The sequence below is a fragment of the Chryseobacterium angstadtii genome (genome assembly GCF_001045465.1).
GTDB classification, from domain to species: domain Bacteria; phylum Bacteroidota; class Bacteroidia; order Flavobacteriales; family Weeksellaceae; genus Chryseobacterium; species Chryseobacterium angstadtii.
This window is the reverse complement of sequence record NZ_LFND01000006.1, coordinates 84,476-106,222: the sequence shown is the minus strand read 5'-3', so window position 1 is coordinate 106,222 and position 21,747 is coordinate 84,476. Positions and strand designations below refer to the sequence as shown.

The following is a 21,747-nucleotide window of genomic DNA, read 5'->3' as shown; positions in this document are numbered from 1 at the left end:
GTAATGAATTCTATCTCCGTCCTTCATATCCAGTTATTCCAATCCGGAAGGAATGCATCAGATTTTTATTTCAATACCATGAAAGAACATCTGATTCTGGGGCATAGGCATATTGAGGAACCCCATCGGCATGATTTTTACGTAGCTGTTCTTTTTACGAAGGGAAAAGGAATTCATGAAATAGATTTTCAAAGATATGAGGTCTCCGAAGGCAGTCTTTTTTTTCTCTCTCCGGGGCAGATTCACAGCTGGGAGCTCTCAGAGGATATTGACGGGTATATTTTCTTCTGCTCACAGGAATTTTACGAAATGCATTATGTAAGCCAGAAGCTCCGGAATTTTCCTTTCTTCGGTTCCGTTTCTTTTCCGAGAAAATTGCAGCTGGAAGCAGATGAACTGGAAAAAAACAGCTTTTTGTTTCAGGAATTGGGAAAAGAACATCTGCAGCAGCATGTGATGAAAGAAGGACTGATTCTTTCCCTTATGTCTCAAATTTTCATCAATGCAACAAGACTTTTCTCAAAAGATATTGATATACGTTCTTCTTCCGTAAGTCTTTCTTATTTTAAGCATTACCAGGATTTTGAAAATCTGATAGAACAGCATTTTACGGAACAGAAATCCATTTCCTATTATGCCTCTTTAATGGGAATCACGCCTAAACATCTCAACAGAATTGCACAAACCACTGTTCAGAAAACAGCCACTGACATGATCACGGAAAGAGTAGTACTGGAAGCCAAAAGAATGTTGATGTACCTTGATGAAAGTCTTGTGGAAATCGCTTTCAGACTCGGATATGAAGAATATTCCTACTTTGTAAGAGTATTCCGGAAAAATTCCGGAATGACTCCTACGCAGTTTATGAGAAAATACAAGGCTTAAATTTTTAATAAGGAAACCAGAAGTACATTAAAATACGCGGCATCCCGCATCTGGTATCTAGAAATCCCACAATCTACAACAACAGCTTAAACGGTCCCTCAAAAGTAGTCTCAAATGAATCCAACATTTCCCCTTTTTCATCGAAGACACCAATCACCATATTCTGTTTGGAGAATTTAATATCTTTTTCAGGGAAGGTAATATTGATGTTTCCTTTCAGAATTTCATCTCCCTTCAGAATAATTTTTTCTGACCCAAAATAGTTGATCTCCGCATTGACAGGTGTCAGTACTTTAATCGTCAGGATTTTTTTCTCGTTCGATTTATTGAGTAGAGTATAAATAAATGTATTCGTAATTTTATCATCTTTAATAAAGAAAGTAGAACCTGCGGGCTTGATAAATTTAGCTTCCATAGATCCCCGGTCATACATTAAGAAGCCTAAAAATCCTATTAGCAGAGCTAAAAATACCGTCGTAGCTTTCATTCTTGAAGTGAATTTAAAACTATCCTGGTTTTCAATTTCTGCTTCTGTGGCATAACGGACCAGTCCTCTTGGAAGTCCTACTTTATCCATCACCTCATCGCAGGCATCGATGCAGGCTGTACAGTTGACGCATTCCAGTTGCTGCCCGTTTCTGATATCAATTCCGGTAGGGCATACCACGACGCACTGATGGCAGTCTATACAGTCTCCTTTTCCTGCAGCTTTACGGTCCTCATTGTTTCTCCATTTCGAACGGCCTTCTCCTCTTTTGAAATCATAGTATACATTGATGGTCTGTTTGTCTATCAATACCCCTTGAAGTCTTCCGTACGGGCATACCAGTGTACAAACCTGCTCACGAAGCCATGCGAATACAAAATAGAAAGTCAGCGTGAAAAATATCATCACAAGGAATTTCAGAGAATGATTTTCAGGTCCTTCAGCCATAATTCTGAATACTTCCTCGTATCCCACAATATACATGAACATAAAATGAGCAATAACCAGCGAAATAAATGCAAAAGCAGACCATTTTAGCAGTCTTTTTCTAATCTTTTCCGCATCCCATTCCTGTCTGTCTAGTTTCATCTGTTTATTCCGGTCTCCCTCTATCCAGTATTCAATTTTCCGGAAAACCATTTCCATAAAAAGAGTCTGCGGACACAGCCATCCACAGAAAATTCTTCCGAAAACTACGGTAAACAACATGACGAAGATCACGGATGTTACCGCACCCAAAGCAAGAATAAAAAAGTCCTGAAGATAAAATGGTTGTCCCAGAATGAAGAATCTCCTGTCGATGACATTGATCAGAAGAAAAGGATTGCCGTTGATCTTTACAAACGGAAGCCCGAAAAATAGAGCAAGCATAGCATAACTCGCATAATTTCTGTAGTTGGTGTATTTTCCTTTGGGCTTTCGTGGAAACACCCATTTTCTTTTTCCGGTTTCATCCATGGTGCCCACCGAATTCCTGAACGTATCGTTTTCTATTTCTACAAATGGGCTGCTGCCTGGTTCTGTACTCATTGCGGTACTTTTGTTTAGTTAAAAAAGTATTAATGTAATATTGGAGGCCGGACCAAACTGCTTTTTCAGTCAGTTTCAAAAGGAAAAATTACTGTTGATCATACCCTTTGCAAAGGTCTGTATAAAACCATTTCTGAACTAATACCATCTGCTTCAAAAATAGGATAATTGGGACATTTTAATTCTGTTGCTTTAATGGATCAAATTGAGAAAATATATTTGGATCTTGTTTACGATATTGTAACTTGCCATTTTAAAAGAGGAGGAATGAAAAATATCTGGAAAATAAGTTCGGTTGGTTTGGTTTTCGCATTGATAAACTGTCAATCAGTAAATTATAGCAAAATGTTTTATGCAGATGTACAGCCTGAGAAGGTTTCGGATCAGTTCAGTTTTACGGAAGGACCTTCTTCGGACCAAAAAGGAAATGTTTATTTTACGGATCAGCCTAATGATAAAATTTACTATTGGGACTGGAAAACCAATAAGGTGATAGAATTTTTAGGAAAAAGCGGCAGGGCGAACGGGACGCATTTTGATAAAGACGGCAACCTTATCACCTGTTCCGATGATCAGGGGGAAATCTGGAAAATCTCAAAAGATAAAACAGTAGAAGTGATTCTGAAAGGTTTTGAAGGGAAAAGACTGAACGGTCCCAATGATGTATGGAATGATGCTTCCGGCGGGATGTATTTTACAGATCCTTTGTATAAAAGAGATTACTGGGTAGATTTTAAACAGGAAATTTCTCATAAAGGCCTTTATTACAGAACCAAAGAAGGTAAAACCATTCGGCTGGAAACTTTTACACAGCCTAACGGAATTGTAGGAAGTGAAGTCTTTAAAAAATTATATATTTCAGATATTGATGCCGGAAAAACCTATGTTTATGATATCCTGGGTGAAGGAAAGCTGTCCGAAAGAAGGCTCTTCTGTGAAATGGGCTCGGATGGGATGACGCTGGATAAACATGGTAATCTTTATTTAACAGGTAAAGGCGTACATGTTTTCAATCTTAAAGGCAGGAAAATCTATCATATTCCCATCGAAGAAGAATGGACCTCTAATGTCACTTTCGGAGGGGAAAATAATGATGTTCTGTTTATTACGGCTTCAAAGTCGGTTTATATTTTACCTACAAAAGTGAGGGGAGTAGAATAAATTTATCCATTTTTTCGGAGAATATTTTAAGATAGAATAGGACAATAAAACAAAGAGATTGCAAGCAGCAGTCTCTTTTTATTTTTAACTGTTTTTTGAAACCGTTATTTGTTTACTGAAACTTGATAAGTGTATTGATTTTGAATGATTTGGGATCTGATCCTCATTTGCTCTCTGATCTGCTGAAAAATATTAATTTATTTGAATTTTTTATAATATTATTTACGTTAATTATTTGAATATTGATAAAGTAGCCTTTTTATTGTTGATTGTTAATGATTTGTGTTGATTTTTTTGCTTTTTTTGTAAAGAGTTTAAACGTTTTTTTTAATTGGAACTAATAACACATTTAAATTCCAAAAAAATAAATTTTAGATAAAATTTTCACAAAATTACATTCAAAACTATAGATATGAAATTTTACTTACTTATGGCGTTGTCTATGGTCCCCTTTATGGGATTTTCACAATGGACAAGAACAGAAATGAAATCTGAGAAAGTTAAAAAATCTCAGGAAAAGCTGGAATATTCAGCATTGTACTCACTGAATACAGATGAGCTTAAACAAACCTTACAAAAAGCCCCTGCCCGTTTTGCTAATGCTAAAGGAGTGGTGGTTTCAATTCCCGCAGCTAACGGGAAGCTGGAGAAATTTCAGGTTTGGGAATTTTCAAATATGGCTCCGGAGCTTCAGGCAAAATATCCGGATATCAAATCCTATGTAGGAACAGGAATAGAAGATCCTTCTGCTGTTTTGAGATTCAGCCTTTCTCCGGTAAGTTTCTCTTCTATGATCACCAGATCAGGGATTACAGAATTTATAGAACCTTATACTGAAGACAGAAAAGTATATGCTGTTTTTGATTCTAACGCGAAAAGAAACCAGGAAAAAGAACCTTTCGAATGCTCTACTATGGATGCTGTTGAGAAAAGTGCTCTTGGAATGCACAATGAAGGGACTCAAAAAAAGGTTGCAGGATTTAATGTTTTCAGACTGGCCCTATCCTGCACAGGAGAATATGCACAGTATCATTTAACGGCTGCGGGCACACCGGCAACGGCTACTGATGCTGAAAAAAAAGCGGTCATTCTTGCTGCCATGAATACCTCTCTTACCAGACTGAACAGCGTTTTTGAAAAAGATCTGTCACTGCATTTTAATTTAATTGCCAATAATGAAGTCGTTATATTTTTAGATCCTGCAACAGATCCATATACTACTTTTGGAACTGGCTCTGCCCAAACTGCTATATCTACACGTGTTCCTGCCGGAGATTATGATATGGGACATTTGATTGATAAAAGAAATGCCAACGGAGTAGCCGGTTTAGGAGTAATATGCATCAACAATCAAAAAGCCAGAGGGTATACTTCCTGTAATTTTCCGGAAGGAGACAGCTTTGATATAGACTATGTAGCTCACGAAATGGGACATCAGCTGGGAGCCAATCATACCTTCTCTTTATATCTTGACGGTTCGGGTACTTCTGAAGTAGAACCCGGAAGCGGTACTACTATTATGGCCTATACCGGAATTATGGGGGATAATGATGATGTTCAGTTTAATTCTAATGATTATTTCCATGCGTTCAATGTTACGGAAATCAAGAATACAATAAACGGGGTCGCTTGTGGAGCTAATACTCCTTTCGTAAATCCTGCTCCTGTTGTCAATGCCGGCTTGGACTATACGATTCCAAAATCTACCCCATATGTTTTAAAAGCAACGACAACAGATGCAAATACTGCATCTTACACCTATACATGGGAACAAATGGATGCCGCTGGAGATCCTGAAACAGACGCCAATACTATTGCTTACCCTACAAAACCTGCGGGTCCTAATTTCAGATCTGTAGTTCCTGTAAGCAGCCCGGTAAGATATCTACCTGATTTTAATAAAGTACTTGCCGGAGTTTTAACGACAAGATGGGAATCTGTTTCCAGCGTAGCCAGAAATCTTAATTTCAATGTTACGCTTAGAACGAATCACCCGATAGATCCGCAAACCAGCAAAGATGCTATGGTAGTGACTGTAAATGCAGCTGCGGGACCTTTTGTAGTAACTGCTCCTACATTTGGACAGTCATTGTCTTCAGGAGGTGCATTTAATGTAACGTGGGATGTGGCAGCTACCAACGCAGCACCAATAAATACAGCTAATGTTAATATTAAATTATCTACAGACGGAGGCCAGACATTTACGACCATTGCAGCCAATACACCTAATGACGGAAGTGAGCAGGTAACGATTCCTGCGGGATCGTCTTCTGCGAATGCTTTTCTCATGGTAGAAGCTGTAGGCAACATTTATTATGCGGTAAGCCCAAGTTTTGTTATTGATTATACCGTGACCGACGAAACCTGTACAACTTATAATTATGCAGGAAATGCTGTAGCCATCACAGATGGGCCTGGAGGATCTGCTATTTCTGCACCAATTGTTTCAGCTCCTTTAATGGTTAACAATACGGGAACGATCACCAGAATTAAAGTAACTCCTGCTATTACTCATGCTAACGTAAGACACCTTGCCGTGGGCATTCAGAGCCCGGTAGGTTCTTCGGCATTAATATGGAGCAGAACCTGTACGAACAGTTCAGGTATTACTGCTTCTTTCAGCGATGCCGGAAATGCTGTAGCTTGTGCTTCGCCTATTCAGGGGGAAACCAGATCATTTGAGTCTTTGGCTATCTTTAAAGGGCATAAAGCTCAGGGACAATGGAAGCTTTTTGCAACAGATAATACCCCTGGAACTACAGGAAGTATTACAGGATGGTCTCTTGAAGTATGTACACAACAGACACAAAGTCTTGGAACAGCAGAAACTTCTTCGCCATTGGCAGATGATATTAAGATCTATCCTAATCCAAGTGACGGCAGATTCTTCATTAAATCCAGAAACTTAAAAGGAGAAATGAAAGTGACTGCCTTCGATTCATCAGGAAGAGTGATCTCTTCTGATTCTTACCAGGCTAACGGAGATTATACCAAAGAATTTAATTTAAATGCACCGAAGGGAGTTTATATTATTAATATAAACTCACCGAAAGGAGCATATAACCAAAAGCTTATCATTAAATAAATTTTTAATAAAATAGTATAAAGAGAGATTGCAGACAGCAATCTCTCTTTTTTTTTTGTTAAATTTATAATATATTGGTTTTTAATTCTTTATGATTTGAATGTCTTAATTAATTGAAAAATATTAATCTATTTTTGTTTTTGTATAAAATTATTGAATTTATTGCGTTTATTTTATTTATATAATGTTATGATTATTGATTATTCATATTTTATATTGTTTTTTTTATTTGATTTTTGTAAATAGCTTCAATATTTTGAAACTCCCTGTGCAAATAAATTTTAGATAAGGCCTTTACAAAATCACATTTAAAACCATAAATATGAAAATTTACTTACTTATTACGATGTCCATGATTCCCTTTATGGGATTTTCACAATGGACAAGAACAGAAATAAAATCTGAGAAAGTTAAAAAATCTCAGAAAAAATTGAAATTTTCAGCATTGTATTCGTTGAATACAGACGAACTTAAACAAACCTTACAAAAAGCCCCTGCCCGTTTTGCCAATACCAAAGGAGTTGTGATTTCAATTCCTGCAGTTAATGGAAAGCTGGAGAAATTTCAGGTTTGGGAATTTTCAAATATGGCTCCGGAGCTTCAGGCGAAATATCCGGATATCAAATCCTATGTAGGAACAGGTATCGAAGATCCTACTGCTGTTTTGAGATTCAGTCTTTCTCCAGTAAGTTTCTCTTCCATGATCACCAGATCAGGGATTACAGAATTTATAGAACCTTACACAGAAGACAGACAAGTGTATGCTGTTTTTGATTCCAATGGAAGAGAGGACCAGGATAAAGAGCCTTTTGAGTGTGTTACCCCTGGAAAGAGAGATTCTAAAAATACTGAAGCAAAAAACGATGCTGAAAACAAAAAAACGGCAGGTTTTAATGTTTTCAGGCTTGCTCTTACGTGTACAGGAGAATATGGTCAGTATCATCTTACTGCTGCCGGAACTCCTGCAACAGCTACGGAAGCGGAGAAAAAGGCAGTGGTTCTCGCTGCGATGAATGCATCTGTAACCCGCCTGAATAGTATTTTTGAAAAAGATCTTTCTTTACATTTCAATTTAGTTGCTAATAATGATGCCATCATATATGTAGATCCTGCAACCGATCCATATGCCGCTGATGATGAACAAAATCCACAGGCCCAAACGACCATAACGAATATTATTGGTGCCAACAACTATGATATGGGGCATATTTACGATAAAGAAAATGGTAGTGGATATGCACCCGGTAATATTTGTGATGACAATACCAAAGCTCAGGGCTGGACTGCAAGTAATTTCCCTGAAGGAGATACTTTCGATATTGATTACGTAACTCATGAAATGGGGCATCAATTAGGGGCGAATCACACGTTTAGCCACAATGTAGCATCCGATGACTTGGCATCGTTGGTAGAGCCTGGCAGTGGATCAACAATCATGGCTTACACTGGAATAACAGGAGACTATGATGTTCAATTTAATTCTGATGATTATTTTCACGGTTTCAGTGTAAATGAGATTAAAGCCAGAATAAACAGTGTGGCATGCGGTGCCAATACTCCTTTTGCAGATCCTGCGCCTGTAGTGAACGCAGGTGCAGACTATACCATTCCAAAATCTACAGCATTTGTGTTAAAAGGAACTTCAACAGATGCCAATACAGCTTCTTATACCTATGCATGGGAAGAGATGGATTCGGGTTCTACCCAAACAGGAGTCAATTCAATTCCTTATCTGGATAAACCTGCCGGACCTATATTCAGGTCTATGAAACCGGTGAGCGTTCCGGTGAGATATTTTCCGGAATTTAATAAAGTTCTGGCGGGTGTACTTACCACAAGATGGGAGACTGTTTCAGGAGTGGGCAGAGGTCTCAATTTCAGACTTACAGTAAGAAATAATCAAATTACGGCACCTCAGACCAGTAAAGATGATATGATGATTACCATAAATGCTGAATCCGGACCTTTTAAAGTGACAGAACCGGCATTTGGACAGTCGGGAGTTTCCGGATCAGCGATGAATGTAAAGTGGGATGTGGCAGCTACCAACGCAGCACCGGTAAATACAGCTAATGTTAATATTAAATTATCTACAGACGGAGGTCAGACATTTACTACCATTGCAGCCAATACACCTAATGACGGAAATGAACAGATTACAATCCCTGCAGGATCTACTTCAGCCAATGCTTTTATTTTGATTGAGGCCGTAGGGAATATTTATTATGCAGTAAGCCCTAGCTTTGTTATTGATTATACCGTAGCAGGAGAGACATGTAATACCTATGCATATGAAGGTCCTGTAGTAGCTATTAAAGATAGCCCGGGTGGAAATGCTGTTTCATCCCCAAAAGTTTCAGCTCCTTTAATGGTTAATAATAATGGAATTATTACTAAGATTAAAGTTATTCCTTCCATTACCCATCCGTTCGTTAGTGATTTGGCGGTTGGGATAGAAGGGCCTACTAAAATGTCTGCTCTTATTTGGAATAGACAGTGTAACGATGAGGATAATATTACAGCTACATTCAGTGACGAGGGTGCTGATATTGTATGTGCTACACCTATCCAGGGAGAAGCAAAGTCTGATGAATCACTGAAGATTTTCGTGGGGTCTTCTGTTCAGGGACAATGGAAATTGTTCGCCTCTGATAACTACCCTGAAGATATCGGAAATATTAATGGATGGTCTCTTCTGGTATGTACCCGCCAGATACAGACTCTTGGAACAGCAGAAACTTCTTCGCCATTGGCAGATGATATTAAGATCTATCCTAATCCAAGTGACGGCAGATTCTTCATTAAATCCAGAAACTTAAAAGGAGAAATGAAAGTGACTGCCTTCGATTCATCAGGAAGAGTGATCTCTTCTGATTCTTACCAGGCTAACGGAGATTATACCAAAGAATTTAATTTAAATGGACCGAAGGGAGTTTATATTATTAATATCAACTCACCGAAAGGAGCATATAACCAAAAGCTTATCATTAAATAATTTTTTTAATAGAATTGTAATAGAAAAGAGGCCAGTGGACACTGACCTCTTTTCTTATTTTGAATCATCCGGATGTTCTTAATAAGCCACCTCCATCTTCACTTTCTTGCCTTTAAGCTTTTCATTACTTAATTTCTTCAAGACAAAGCTTACTTTATTTCTCGAAACAGCCACATAAGAAGTCGTATCTTTCACTTCTATGATACCGATATCTTCTTTCTGCAGTTCTCCTTTTTTGATAAGATAACCCACAATATCCACTTTGTTGACCTTGTCTTTTTTTCCGGCACTGATATAAATGGTCTGGAAAGGTGTTTTCCCCGGAACGTTATTGAATCCGGATACACTTTCTTCCGGTGTGTTGCTTTTAATGAACGGAAAATTTTCTTCCGCAGTCATAATCAGATAAGCAAAACCTTTGGCGTTCATTCTTGCGGTACGCCCGTTTCTGTGAATAAAAGCATCTTCTTTGGGAGGAAGCTGGTAGTGAACGATAGATTCCACTTCAGGAACATCAAGGCCCCGGGATGCCAGATCTGTAGTAATTAAAATTCTGGCAGAATCATTTCTGAATTTTAAAAGAGCACGTTCCCTTTCATCCTGTTCCATACCGCCGTGGAACGTTTCTCTGTCTATTCCTTTTTCCCTTAAAAGCTCCGAAATACGGTCTACCGCTTCACGGTGATTGCAGAAAATCAGGGTTCTTTTATTACCGATTTTACATATCAGATTAAAAAGAGTGTCCAGTTTTTCTTCAGAGATCGTCATCACTTTACGAAGCTGGATATCCGGCTTTACTTCATTTAATTTCAGAAAATCAATGGTTTTTTCATTTTTTAAACCTGTGAACTTCGGAATTTCATCCATTGCCGTTGCAGAAGTCAGAATTCTCTGCGAAAGACCTTTCAGTGAACCTGAAATATATTCCATATCATCATGGAAGCCTAGTTCCAATGCTTTGTCAAATTCGTCCAGAACCAATGTTTGAATAGTCTTAGGATCGAAATTATTATTTCTTAAATGGTAAGCCACTCTTCCCGGAGTTCCGATTAAAACTGCGGGCGCTTCAATTAAATTATTAACCTCTATCTTTTTATCATGGCCGCCATAGCACACCGAAACTTTAAAATCAGTTCCCATGGATTTGAAAACCTGCTCGATCTGAAGCGCCAGCTCTCTGGCCGGAACCAGAATCAGAGCCTGAATTCCTGAAAAATCCTTTTTAAGGTTACGCAGAACCGGGAATAAAAAGGCCAGTGTTTTTCCCGAGCCTGTGGGAGACAACAGAACAACGTCCGTATTGTTCTCTGTTGTTTTGTATGTTGATTTCTGCATCTGATTCATATCCTGAATCTGCAGTTTCTGATAAATTGATTCTAATTCCATTTTGCAAAGGTAATGAAATTTAAGGGGGAAGTTTGAGTCGGGGAATTTTGGGAGCGAGGTGCGGGATTCGGGTTGCGAGTTTAAGAGTGGGAGGGTTTTAGAGTTTTAGGGTTTTAGGGTTTCGGGATGCGAGGTGTGCGTGTAAGAGGGTTTTAGAGTTGTGGGACGCGAGTCTGAGGGTTGTAAATCCAGAATAGTAAGTGAAGGACAAATGTCTGGTGGCTGAGGCTCCCGAAGCCACCAGTAGTAGTATCTCCTAATTTCACGTCTGATATCTGGTGTCTGAAATCTAAAATCTAAAATCTAAAACCTAAAATCTAGATCTGCCATCTACTTCAGTCTACTCAACATCTCTTTCCCTCTCGATAAAGTAACAGGATAAGTTTCAGCCGGATTGGAAATAGCCTTTTCATAAAATTCCCTGGCGATACTTTTGTTTCCCTGTGTGAAATTGATGAATCCTGATATTTCGTACATGAAATTCCGGAGCTTGAGATCTTTCTCTTCTTTAGCAGAGAGATATTGTAAAAGTTTTTCGGCAGAGGTAAGTCGGGGATCTTTGTATGGTGTAATATTGTATCCGTCAGGTTTGCTGAACCAATAATCCCACATGGCGCCATTGTTGTGTTCATTCCATGAGTATTTGATCAGCTGCAAGGCGACTTCCAGCAAAGCAGGATCGAGGTTTTTATTTTTCGGATCCTGTTTTTCGCTTTCTGCAATATAGTGATTGACTGTTGCTTCTACACCTTTGTTCTGCATTTCCTGAAAAATAGATTCTTTAAGGTATAAAGAATGATTTTTGGAAAAATTTTCATAGGCAAATGAAGACGGAAAATGATCGGCAAGATTTTCAATATGATACCCTTTTTTCAATTCAGATTTTAAGTCAATTTTATATACCGTATTATAATCGTGGAAAAGATACACATAGATGATTCCTTTTTTAAGATCGCAGATCGTGGAGTACAACGTATTCAATGTTCCTTCCTGATGGGTTTTGTCTAAGATGCTTTTTAGAAAATCAATATTGTTTTCCGTGGAGCCCGAAAGCATTTCATTGGCAATATCCGGTCTTCTGCAGGATAGTTTTCCATTGATCATATTACAGTTTGAATTCACCTGGAAATCACCGGTCTTTTCTGTAATTCCTTCCGGAGTAACGACTATAGAATTTCCTTCTTTGTCCGCCAGCAGGGCTTTAGCAGAAATGGCAAAGTCATATTTTTTTAAGAAGACCATAGCTTCTTTTACATTTTTGCATTTTCCTAATATTTCCCACATCAGATCTCCCGGATAAGGTTTTTTAAGATTCAATTTACTCAGGTCATAGTTGGCAGCAGCAAAATCATAGAACAGTCCATATTCATTCATGGCAGCGGCAGACTGCATATCCGGAGCCCCAAAACTGACTGAGCCATAGCGGTCTTTGGTTGCCGGATTGTACCAGATTCTGGTAAACGGGGTCATATCGTCTTCATTGGCTGCCACAAATGTTTGGCCCGCTCTTGAACAGGAAAAGATGGTGCAGGCTTTTACAGCGCTCATACCGGACGAAATCAGGCTGATAAAAATGAAAAGGAAATGTTTATACATTGTTTAGTTTTTAGGAATCCTGGTGTTTTGATTGCAAAAAGATGGTTTAGTTAAAGTTTTTTTGAAAAATATATTTTAGGCTAAGGCTGAAGCTTAGGTAAAGATAAAGGCTGAGGCTGGAAATGCCAATCGTGAATTTTGCTTCAAATGAATGATGAGTTTTTATAACAGGTATGATATTTCAGACGCCAGAAACTTAATTATTAACAATGCAACTGACAACCAGCAACTAACAACCTTACCAACCTCATTTACCCTCAAACCCTCGCACTCTCAAACTCACACCCCGCATCAAAGAAAATCCATTGTTTATATCAAATAAAATCCTTATCTTTGCACCCACTTTTTGTGTGAAAGGTTTGAAAGAGTAAAATATTAATAATTAATTACTTCCGTATTTTTTAATCACATTTATCAGACCGTTAAAAGAGAAGGAATACAAATTTTATTAGAAAATGTCAAAAGAGACAAATTCAGCAGAGGTTTTATTAAACCAAAACGTAGCACCAGAACAATTTGATTGGGATTCATTCGAATCAGGTCTTGATGCAGATGCGAGAAAAGAAAAAAGCGACTTAGAAGAAATCTACAACGGATCTCTTAACAGCCTGAACGATAACGACGTTCTAGTAGGTAGAGTAGTAAGATTAACAGACAAAGAAGCTATCGTAGACATCAACTTCAAGTCTGAAGGTGTTATTTCTCTTAACGAATTCCGTTACAACCAGGGCCTAAGTGTAGGTGATGAGGTTGAAGTAATGGTAGACAGAAGAGAAGACAAAACTGGTCAGTTACAGTTATCTCACAGAAAAGCAAGAACGCTTAAAGCTTGGGATAAAGTAAACGAACTTCACGAAACAGGTGAAATCGTTAACGGTTTTGTTAAGTCTAGAACTAAAGGAGGTATGATCGTTGACGTACACGGAATCGAAGCATTCTTACCAGGTTCTCAGATTGATGTTAAGCCAATTAAAGATTACGATCAGTTCGTAGGGAAGACTATGGAGTTCAAAGTTGTGAAAATCAACCCTGAGTTCAAAAACGTAGTTGTATCTCACAAAGCATTGATCGAAGCAGATATCGAAGGTCAGAAAAAAGAAATCATCGCTCAGCTTGAAAAAGGTCAGGTTCTTGAAGGTACTGTTAAGAATATTACTTCTTACGGTGTATTCATCGACTTAGGAGGTGTTGATGGATTGATCCACATTACAGACCTTTCTTGGTCTAGAGTGAACCACCCATCTGAAATCCTTGAAGACGGACAGACTGTAAAAGTTGTTATCCTTGATTTCGATGATGAGAAGACAAGAATCCAGTTAGGTATGAAGCAGTTAGAAGCTCATCCGTGGGATGCTCTTTCAGCTGACATGAAAGTTGGAGACAAAGTAAAAGGAAAAGTAGTAGTTCTTGCTGACTATGGTGCATTCGTAGAAATTGCTCCAGGTGTAGAAGGATTAATCCACGTTTCTGAAATGTCTTGGTCTACTCACTTGAGATCTGCAGGAGACTTCGTGAAGGTAGGTGATGAAGTAGAAGCTGAAGTATTAACACTAGACAGAGAAGAAAGAAAAATTTCTCTTGGTATCAAGCAGTTATCTAAAGATCCATGGGAAAACATCGAAGCTAAGTATCCGGTAGGATCTCAGCATGTAGGAACTGTAAGAAACTTCACTAACTTTGGTGTATTCGTAGAGTTAGAAGAAGGTATCGACGGATTAATCTACATCTCTGATCTTTCTTGGACTAAGAAAATCAAGCACCCATCTGAGTTCTGTGCAGTAGGTGATAAACTAGACGTTATCGTTCTTGAATTAGATATTCAGGCTAGAAGACTATCTTTAGGTCACAAGCAGTTAACTGAAAACCCGTGGGATAAATTCGAAACTAAATATGCTGAAGGTACTATCCACGCTGGTAAAGCTGTAGAAGTTCACGATAAAGGAGCTTCTGTACAGTTCGAAGACGTTGAAGTAGAAGCTTTCTGCCCATCAAGATTATTAGAGAAAGAAGATGGATCTAAAATCAAGAAAGGTGAAGATGCTCAGTTCAAAGTAATCGAATTCAATAAAGAATTCAAGAGAGTAGTAGTTTCTCATACAGGAATCTTCAGAGACGAAGAGAAGAAAAATATGAAAGAAGCTTCTTCTAGAAATGTATCTTCTTCTTCAAACAACGAAGAAAGATCAACTCTTGGAGATATCGATGCATTAGCAGAATTGAAAAGAAAAATGGAAGAAGGTAAATAATCTTTGAACCATTGATAATATGAAGCCGCTCAAATGAGCGGCTTTTTTTTGTTTTATTGAACACCCAAAAAGGCTAAGTAATAGTATTAATGAGCGTTTGTGAGCTGGTTTGTATTTCAAAATGAGAAGTTTTCAAACTGGAAAAGAATTTCGGTTTTTGTGATATAACAGTCTGATGGTATGATGTTTAAAATTTTATTTATTTGTCAATATTTTTATTTTTTTGGATGTATTAATTGTTGTTTTATTAATTTATTTCAATTATGATTAAAATATTTCATCAAATTGGGAAAAAATATTATTTTTAGCCAACTAAATTTAAAATAGTACCCATGAAAAAAACATTCTTATTTTTCCTCGTGGCATTTCTAATGTCATTGAGTAATCTTAATGCCCAGCAATCCTCAGATTACATTATTATGCTCGATAATGGAAGATCTACTACCAATGACAGCTATGTTCACATGAAACGTGGCGCAGTTAAACTGATGGAGGAGCTTTTAGCCTGTAATCCCAGAAACAGAGTAGCCGTTGTACAATACGGAGCAGGAATATATGGTAATGCTTCCGGAGCCAACAAAGCCTTAATTTATATCGAAAGTGATTTTACCAGTGATGGCTTTACAGCACAAAATTTTGAAAGACGTCTGGATTTTGGAGATTATTTTAATGAATCCCTGGATCTGATTGCAACTGCTTTCAACGGAGCTTTTACTCCGGATATTGTGAGCAGCCAGACGAGTTTAAATCTTGGGCAGCCTCTGAAGATTGTAGTATTTACAGATGCACAAAGGAATTCAGGAACTCCTCATGACTCCTATCTAGTCAATTATAATAATACAACTTTAAATAGCCCTCTTGCATTTGAGAATGTGGTGAAGTTTAAAATGGGTTATCAGGCACAATTTACAATGATTCATGCCAATACAGATACTCAGGCATTAAGGGCTGCAGCATCTATTTCCAGCGCAGGAGGCTTATATAACGGACTATTGGAAACGAATGTTTCGGATCCTGATAATGGTGTTTTACCAAGACTGTATTACAACAGACCCAATGGCTTTTTTATAGGACATATGGAAGTAGATTACTGGAAGGAAGTGGCTTCCAATATCTGCGATCCGGGTAACTTAGCGACTGTGAATTTCAGATATGAGCCTGGAGAATGTATAGAGGGTGCAGCTGGTATCGGCGGATATTATAACATTCCTGCCGGAGCCACTTTGGTGAATCTTAGACTGGAGCTCGTAAGTGTACAGGACGGAAGTGTATATCCAATAACATTTACGCCTTCCTTTGGAGCCGGGAATTTCTTCAATTATTATTTTCAACCGTCGGATTTTGATTATCCGGTAAATAATGGAGCAACAGGGCAGCAGAAGTTCAGACTGAGTATGGTGTATCTTCAAAACGGAGAATATAAAATTGCTTACAGCTGGAATAACTATCCTTATTTTGACTATGATATCAGCATGAAATGCCCGGTACTGAGAAGTGCCCAGTCGTCTGTAAAAGAAAAAATGTTTACCCTGACACCAAACCCTACTAACGGATTGTTTAAAGTTCTACTGAAAAATAATCTTGAATCAGGAAGATTGGAAATCAGAGATTTGAATGGAAATGCAGTGTACAATAAAGTTATACGTAATGAAAAAGAAATCAACATCGATATCAGTTCCCGAAAAGAAGGAGTTTATATAGTGAATGTTATTAATGATAAGAACGAAATCTATTCAGAAAAAATAATCAAAAAATAAGTCCGGTTTTTAAGAAAAGACCTATTGATGATATGAAGCCGCTCGTTTGAGCGGTTTTTTTATGGTCTATTTTAAAACTTATTTTCATTGTATTTTTGACTTTTCATTCCGTTTTCATTTCAATGGAGCTTTATTCTTATTTTGTTTTTTAAACATTTTTAATGGAGATAACTGATTTTTTTGCTCATTATAAAAATGATAAAAATACTATAAATAAAGGTTTTTTTAGAGTAGTGTTTTATTTTTTAAAATAATTAATTAAAAAAATATATTAATTGTGAATTATTTGTAAATTAGCGCCTTTAATAGTAAAAATGAAAAAGATAACTCTACCTCTTTTATTTGCTGCATTCGCAGTTTTTCCTTCTACTTTATTTGCACAAGATAACGAGAAGCTTATTAAAGATTATATTTCTCAAAACAAAATCAGGGAATATAAAAAGAACGATCTTACCAACTTCGTCATTGAAAATACAGACCCTTCAAAATCGATGAACGGAAATGTGGTGAAATTCCAGCAGACCTACAACGGAATACCGGTTTATGCTTCTGCAGGAACAGCATTGGTTAAGGATAATAAAATTGTTTATTATTCAGATAACTTTCTGAAAGATTATAAAGTATCCACTTCTACAGCTGTAGGAATTACAAAAGAAGTGGCTTTACAGAAAATAGCCGCCGATTTAGGGACCGAAGATGTTTCGAACCTGCCGATTATGGCCTTTTTCGAAAAGGGACCTAATAAATCCAAAGCTGTAAAGCAAAGGCTGGTGTATACGGCAGATGAGAATCAAAACCTTAGATTGGCCTACGAATATCTGGTACATGAACCTAAAACTTCAAACCACTGGAATATTCTTGTGGATGCTAATACAGGAAAGATTTTAAGCAAATTCAATCTAAATCTGTCATGTAATTTTCATAACGAAGCCTATGCTCATGGTGAAAATCTGATGGTTTCGTTACCGCAGAATAAAGACTCATATCCTGCAACTAGTAGTAATATGTTTACTTTGGCTCCGGATAACGCATCATATAATGTATTTCCTTTACCGGTAGAATCACCTACGTTCGGTACAAGAGCAATCGTTACCAATCCATGGCTGCCGGCTTCTTCACCGGAAGGGTGGCATTCTAATGCAACGACGCACTACACTACTACAAGAGGAAACAATGTATACGCATACGATGATAAAGACGGTAACGAACAGACTTTCGGAGTATCTCCGGATGGTGGCGCTGCCAGAAACTTCGATTTCGCTTATGATCCTAACGCTTTTACCTACCTTAATTTACCTGCTGCTACCACCAACTTATTCTATATAAGCAATATGGTGCACGACATTTTCTATAAATTGGGATTTACTGAACCGGCCAGAAACTTCCAGAATAATAATTTTGGAAACGGTGGTTTGGATGATGATGATGTTTTTGCACAGTCACAAGACGGGGGAGGCTTCAATAATGCCAACTTTGCCTCTTATCCGGATAATTACAACGGGATAATGCAAATGTATCTTTGGTTGGGATCAAACCGTAAGTTATTCTATAAAGCACCGTCTGATGCTGTAAACCGTGTAGTAAATGCAGGAGTGGCTCAGTTTGGTCCTGCTTTAAATGATATCGGAATCACAGGAGATGTAAAACTGGCAAGTGTTATCGACGGATGTACGGCGTTGACTGCCGGAGAATTAGCCGGAAAAATAGGTTTAGTGGAAAGAGGCGGAACCTGTGGTTTCTCGGTGAAAGTGAAAAATGCACAGAATGCAGGAGCTATTGGTGCTATTATTTATAACAATGCCGCTAATGGAGCTACCTTAGGAAATATGGGAGGCACGGATGCTACCATTACTATACCTTCTATATTGATTACCAATGCCGAAGGAGAATTTATCAAAGGTAAGCTGGCTACTCCTACAACCGTAAACGTTGATTTGAGAGCCGATACAAAATACGACGGAAGTTTCGATAACGGAATTGTAACCCACGAATACGGGCACGGGATCTCCAACAGAATGACCGGAACCGGATACAACTGTTTAAATTCAAATGCTGATAAAGAGCAAATGGGTGAAGGATGGTCAGATTTCTTTGCATTAATGTTAACAAACAGACCTGGAGACAACGCTTCAGTAGCAAGAGGAATGGGAACTTATCCTATCGGGCAGACCACTACAGGAGGAGGAATCAGACCTGCTAAATATTCACCTGATTTTGCTGTAAATAACTATACTTACGGAAGAACAAACGGAATGGAGTACAACAACGGTTCTGCTATTGTTCCGGATGTTCACTCTATCGGATTTGTGTGGGCGACTATGCTTTGGGACCTTCACTGGAAATACGTTGAAAAGTATGGATATGCTTCTAACGTTACTGCTAATGCCAACAGTGGTAGTGCAAGAGTTCTTCAGCTGGTAACAGATGCATTGAAACTTCAGGTATGTAACCCTACATTTGTGGACGGAAGAAATGCAATCCTTCAGGCTGAATTGGCAACAACAGGCGGAGTGGATAAATGTATGATCTGGAAAGTGTTTGCTAAAAGAGGTTTAGGATCAGCTGCTTTGGCAGGATCTCCTACCAATATCAACGACCAGACTGAAAGCTTCTCGGTTCCGGAAGACTGTGCATCACTTTCAACACAGGAAGTGCAGGCGGCTAAAAATAAAATTTCTATCTACCCGAACCCTGCTAAAGACGAATTCTATATCACTTTCCCAAGCAGTACAATAGGAAAAGTAAGCCTTGAAATCTATGATATGTCAGGAAAACTGGTATCTTCAGAAGATAAAATTTCACCGGATGCTAAGAAAGCAGTTTCTACCAATAACCTGATCAACGGAACCTATATGGTAACTGTAAAAGGTCTTGGATTTGAAGCTTCATCTAAAGTAATCGTTAAAAAATAATTACTGAATCAATCAATTTTTGAGAATCGCCGCAAGCAAAGCTTGCGGCGATTTTATTTATCTATCATTCTTACCTCTCCGGGTATTTCAATTATTATGTTGTAACTTTGCAGGCTGTAAAAAATAATATGAAGAAGAAAAATATACTCAAAGGAGTTTTATTCGTAGGGATCGGGGCCAGTATTTACGGAATGCTGGCGACATTTGTGAAAATGGCTTATCATGATGGCTATACCACCTCAGAAGTAACCACCTCTCAGTTTTTATTGGGATTGGTTGGGCTTCTGATCCTCAATTTTATCCAGACCATTACCTCAAAGCAGAAACTTTCATCACCAAGTGGTAAAGAAGTAAAAATGCTGATGATTGCCGGAACATCTTTAGGGTGTACCAGCTTGTTTTATTATATCGCAGTTCAGTATATCAATGTTTCAATTGCTATTGTCCTGCTCATGCAGTCTGTATGGTTCAGTGTGGTGGTGGAAAGCATTATTTCAAAGAAACTGCCCAATGCAAGAAAAGTGGTTTCAGTAATTATTGTATTGGCAGGAACTATATTGGCCACCAATTTAATCAATATGGATATTGAGCTCGACTGGCATGGAATCTTCTGGGGCTTAATGGCGGCAGCTTCCTATACCATGACCATGTTTACATCCAACACGCTGGCTACGCATCTTCCGGTTTTCAGAAAGAGTATTATTATGCTTTTGGGTGGGGCTGTTGTAGTATTTGCTTTCCTGTTTTTTGCTCAGATCGGGCCTATGTATTCTGATGGTTTAAAATCATTATATCTTAATTTCACAGATAATACGGAGCATATTCATTCCTTTAATTATTCCATATTCTGGACTTATGGGTTTGTTCTTGCTTTGTTCGGAACCATTGTCCCACCAATTTTGTTCAACGTTGGTTTTCCCAATGCAGGACTTGGGCTGGGAAGTATTGTGTCATCACTCGAACTTCCTGTTTCCGTAACCATGGCCTTTGTTCTGCTGGGCGAGAAAGTTCTGTTGGTGCAGTGGGTAGGAATTATCCTTATTCTTTTTGCGATTGTCCTCATGAATCTGCCTTCAAAACAGGAAACTCAGGTGGTGGAATTATCTTAAATACTTATAATTAAGTTAAAAATAACAGTAAAAACCGTTTCTTTTGGAGCGGTTTTTTTAATTTTAATAGATTAATAAAGATCTACATGAAATATTTCAGAATGGCAGCAGCAGTGATGATACTGTCGGCTGTGCCTACCTTGCTGTTTTCACAGATAAAACCTCTTGATGCAGTATTGTCCGGATACCAATATCCGTTTGAAGTTCACTATATCAATCTAAAGTCTCAGAATAACGATCTCAAAATGGCTTATATGGATGTACAGCCTCAGAAATCGAACGGGAAGACCATTATGTTGCTTCATGGAAAAAACTTTAATGGAGCCTATTGGGAAAAAACAGCAAAAGATCTGTCTGAAAAAGGATTTAGAGTGATTATTCCGGATCAGATAGGATTTGGTAAATCTTCAAAACCTCAGAGTTACCAGTTTTCCTTTTCACAGCTGGCTCAAAATACAAAAGCTATTCTGGATCAGCTGAAGATTGATCAGGCCATTGTGCTGGGACATTCTATGGGGGGAATGATGGCAACAAGGTTCACCCTTCTTTATCCGGAAAAAGTTCAGAAACTAATTCTGGAAAATCCTATAGGCCTGGAGGATTATAAAACTTTTGCCGCTTATCAGACGATAGACCAGGCTTATCAGTCTGAGCTTAAAAATACGGCGGAAACCTATAAAAATTATCAGTTGAAATTCTATTATGACAACCAGTGGAAAAGCGAATATCAGCCGTGGCTGGATCTTATTGCCGGATGGACGCTTCATAAAGATTATCCGCAGGTAGCTTGGGATGCTGCGCTTACTTCAGATATGATTTACAATCAGCCGGTCTGTTATGAATTTAAAAATATAAAAGTTCCTACCTTACTTATTATCGGAACAAGAGACCGTACAGCCATTGGAAAAGACAGAGCTCCAAAAGAACTTCAGCCCAAAATGGGACAGTATCAGGAACTGGGAAAGAAAACCCAGCAAGAAATTCCGGGTTCAGAACTGGTTGAATTGGATAATGTAGGCCACCTTCCGCATATAGAAGTTTATCCTAAATTTTTCAGCGCTTTATATAATTTTATTAAGTAAGATTTGATCAAGATAGG

At 38.1% G+C, this 21,747-nt stretch carries 12 protein-coding genes; 9 read left to right on the top strand and 3 right to left on the bottom strand.

The annotated features are described in order from the left end of the window. Window positions 1-3: 3 nt before the first annotated feature. A complete protein-coding gene (locus tag ACM46_RS17195; RefSeq protein ID WP_048507929.1) occupies window positions 4-885 on the top strand; it encodes an AraC family transcriptional regulator in 882 nt (293 codons plus the stop codon). Between the two features lie 73 nt (window positions 886-958). Here ACM46_RS17195 and ccoG read toward each other — a convergent pair whose 3' ends face one another. Continuing rightward, a complete protein-coding gene (ccoG, locus tag ACM46_RS17190; protein ID WP_048507928.1) occupies window positions 959-2,401 on the bottom strand; it encodes a cytochrome c oxidase accessory protein CcoG in 1,443 nt (480 codons plus the stop codon). A 345-nt stretch (window positions 2,402-2,746) separates the two neighbouring features. On the opposite strand from ccoG, the gene ACM46_RS17185 reads away from it, so the two are divergent. From ACM46_RS17185 to ACM46_RS17175, 3 genes are all read left to right on the top strand, one after another. Next, window positions 2,747-3,562, top strand: a complete 816-nt coding sequence (locus ACM46_RS17185; protein ID WP_241486045.1) for an SMP-30/gluconolactonase/LRE family protein — start codon at window positions 2,747-2,749, stop codon at window positions 3,560-3,562. 412 nt (window positions 3,563-3,974) lie between these two features. Then, the gene (locus tag ACM46_RS17180) at window positions 3,975-6,647 is read left to right on the top strand and encodes a reprolysin-like metallopeptidase (RefSeq protein WP_083997444.1); all 2,673 of its coding nucleotides are present in this window, start codon (window positions 3,975-3,977) and stop codon (window positions 6,645-6,647) included. A 322-nt stretch (window positions 6,648-6,969) separates the two neighbouring features. Then, window positions 6,970-9,642, top strand: a complete 2,673-nt coding sequence (locus ACM46_RS17175; RefSeq protein ID WP_083997443.1) for a reprolysin-like metallopeptidase — start codon at window positions 6,970-6,972, stop codon at window positions 9,640-9,642. A 78-nt stretch (window positions 9,643-9,720) separates the two neighbouring features. On the opposite strand, the gene ACM46_RS17170 is transcribed toward ACM46_RS17175, so the two are convergent. After that, window positions 9,721-11,028, bottom strand: a complete 1,308-nt coding sequence (locus ACM46_RS17170; protein WP_048507925.1) for a DEAD/DEAH box helicase — start codon at window positions 11,026-11,028, stop codon at window positions 9,721-9,723. A 330-nt stretch (window positions 11,029-11,358) separates the two neighbouring features. Then, window positions 11,359-12,624: a C45 family peptidase gene (locus ACM46_RS17165; RefSeq protein ID WP_048507924.1), complete on the bottom strand. Its 1,266-nt coding sequence runs from the start codon at window positions 12,622-12,624 to the stop codon at window positions 11,359-11,361. Window positions 12,625-13,079: 455 nt separating this feature from the next. Here ACM46_RS17165 and rpsA point away from each other — a divergent pair, with 455 nt between their 5' ends. The 5 genes from rpsA (at window position 13,080) to ACM46_RS17140 (ending at window position 21,730) form a co-directional block, all read left to right on the top strand. Continuing rightward, entirely contained in the window at window positions 13,080-14,870 is a 1,791-nt protein-coding gene (gene rpsA / locus ACM46_RS17160; protein ID WP_048507923.1) for a 30S ribosomal protein S1, read from the top strand. 332 nt (window positions 14,871-15,202) lie between these two features. After that, window positions 15,203-16,627: a T9SS type A sorting domain-containing protein gene (locus ACM46_RS17155; RefSeq protein WP_083997442.1), complete on the top strand. Its 1,425-nt coding sequence runs from the start codon at window positions 15,203-15,205 to the stop codon at window positions 16,625-16,627. A 314-nt stretch (window positions 16,628-16,941) separates the two neighbouring features. Beyond that, complete coding sequence (locus ACM46_RS17150; protein ID WP_048507921.1) at window positions 16,942-19,539, top strand: T9SS-dependent M36 family metallopeptidase; 2,598 nt, start codon at window positions 16,942-16,944, stop codon at window positions 19,537-19,539. A gap of 128 nt (window positions 19,540-19,667) precedes the next feature. Further along, window positions 19,668-20,648 (top strand): EamA family transporter, encoded by a 981-nt coding sequence (locus ACM46_RS17145; RefSeq protein ID WP_048507920.1) that lies wholly within the window; start codon window positions 19,668-19,670, stop codon window positions 20,646-20,648. 86 nt (window positions 20,649-20,734) lie between these two features. After that, on the top strand, window positions 20,735-21,730 hold the full coding sequence (locus ACM46_RS17140; protein WP_048507919.1) for an alpha/beta fold hydrolase: 996 nt from the start codon (window positions 20,735-20,737) through the stop codon (window positions 21,728-21,730). Window positions 21,731-21,747: the final 17 nt, after the last annotated feature.

Coding starts and splice junctions, on each gene's coding strand:
- ACM46_RS17195 (WP_048507929.1), top strand. CDS start 4: ATGAATTCTATCTCCGTCCTTCATATCCAGTTATTCCAATCCGGAAGG.
- ccoG (WP_048507928.1), bottom strand. CDS start 2,401: ATGAGTACAGAACCAGGCAGCAGCCCATTTGTAGAAATAGAAAACGAT.
- ACM46_RS17185 (WP_241486045.1), top strand. CDS start 2,747: ATGTTTTATGCAGATGTACAGCCTGAGAAGGTTTCGGATCAGTTCAGT.
- ACM46_RS17180 (WP_083997444.1), top strand. CDS start 3,975: ATGAAATTTTACTTACTTATGGCGTTGTCTATGGTCCCCTTTATGGGA.
- ACM46_RS17175 (WP_083997443.1), top strand. CDS start 6,970: ATGAAAATTTACTTACTTATTACGATGTCCATGATTCCCTTTATGGGA.
- ACM46_RS17170 (WP_048507925.1), bottom strand. CDS start 11,028: ATGGAATTAGAATCAATTTATCAGAAACTGCAGATTCAGGATATGAAT.
- ACM46_RS17165 (WP_048507924.1), bottom strand. CDS start 12,624: ATGTATAAACATTTCCTTTTCATTTTTATCAGCCTGATTTCGTCCGGT.
- rpsA (WP_048507923.1), top strand. CDS start 13,080: ATGTCAAAAGAGACAAATTCAGCAGAGGTTTTATTAAACCAAAACGTA.
- ACM46_RS17155 (WP_083997442.1), top strand. CDS start 15,203: ATGAAAAAAACATTCTTATTTTTCCTCGTGGCATTTCTAATGTCATTG.
- ACM46_RS17150 (WP_048507921.1), top strand. CDS start 16,942: ATGAAAAAGATAACTCTACCTCTTTTATTTGCTGCATTCGCAGTTTTT.
- ACM46_RS17145 (WP_048507920.1), top strand. CDS start 19,668: ATGAAGAAGAAAAATATACTCAAAGGAGTTTTATTCGTAGGGATCGGG.
- ACM46_RS17140 (WP_048507919.1), top strand. CDS start 20,735: ATGAAATATTTCAGAATGGCAGCAGCAGTGATGATACTGTCGGCTGTG.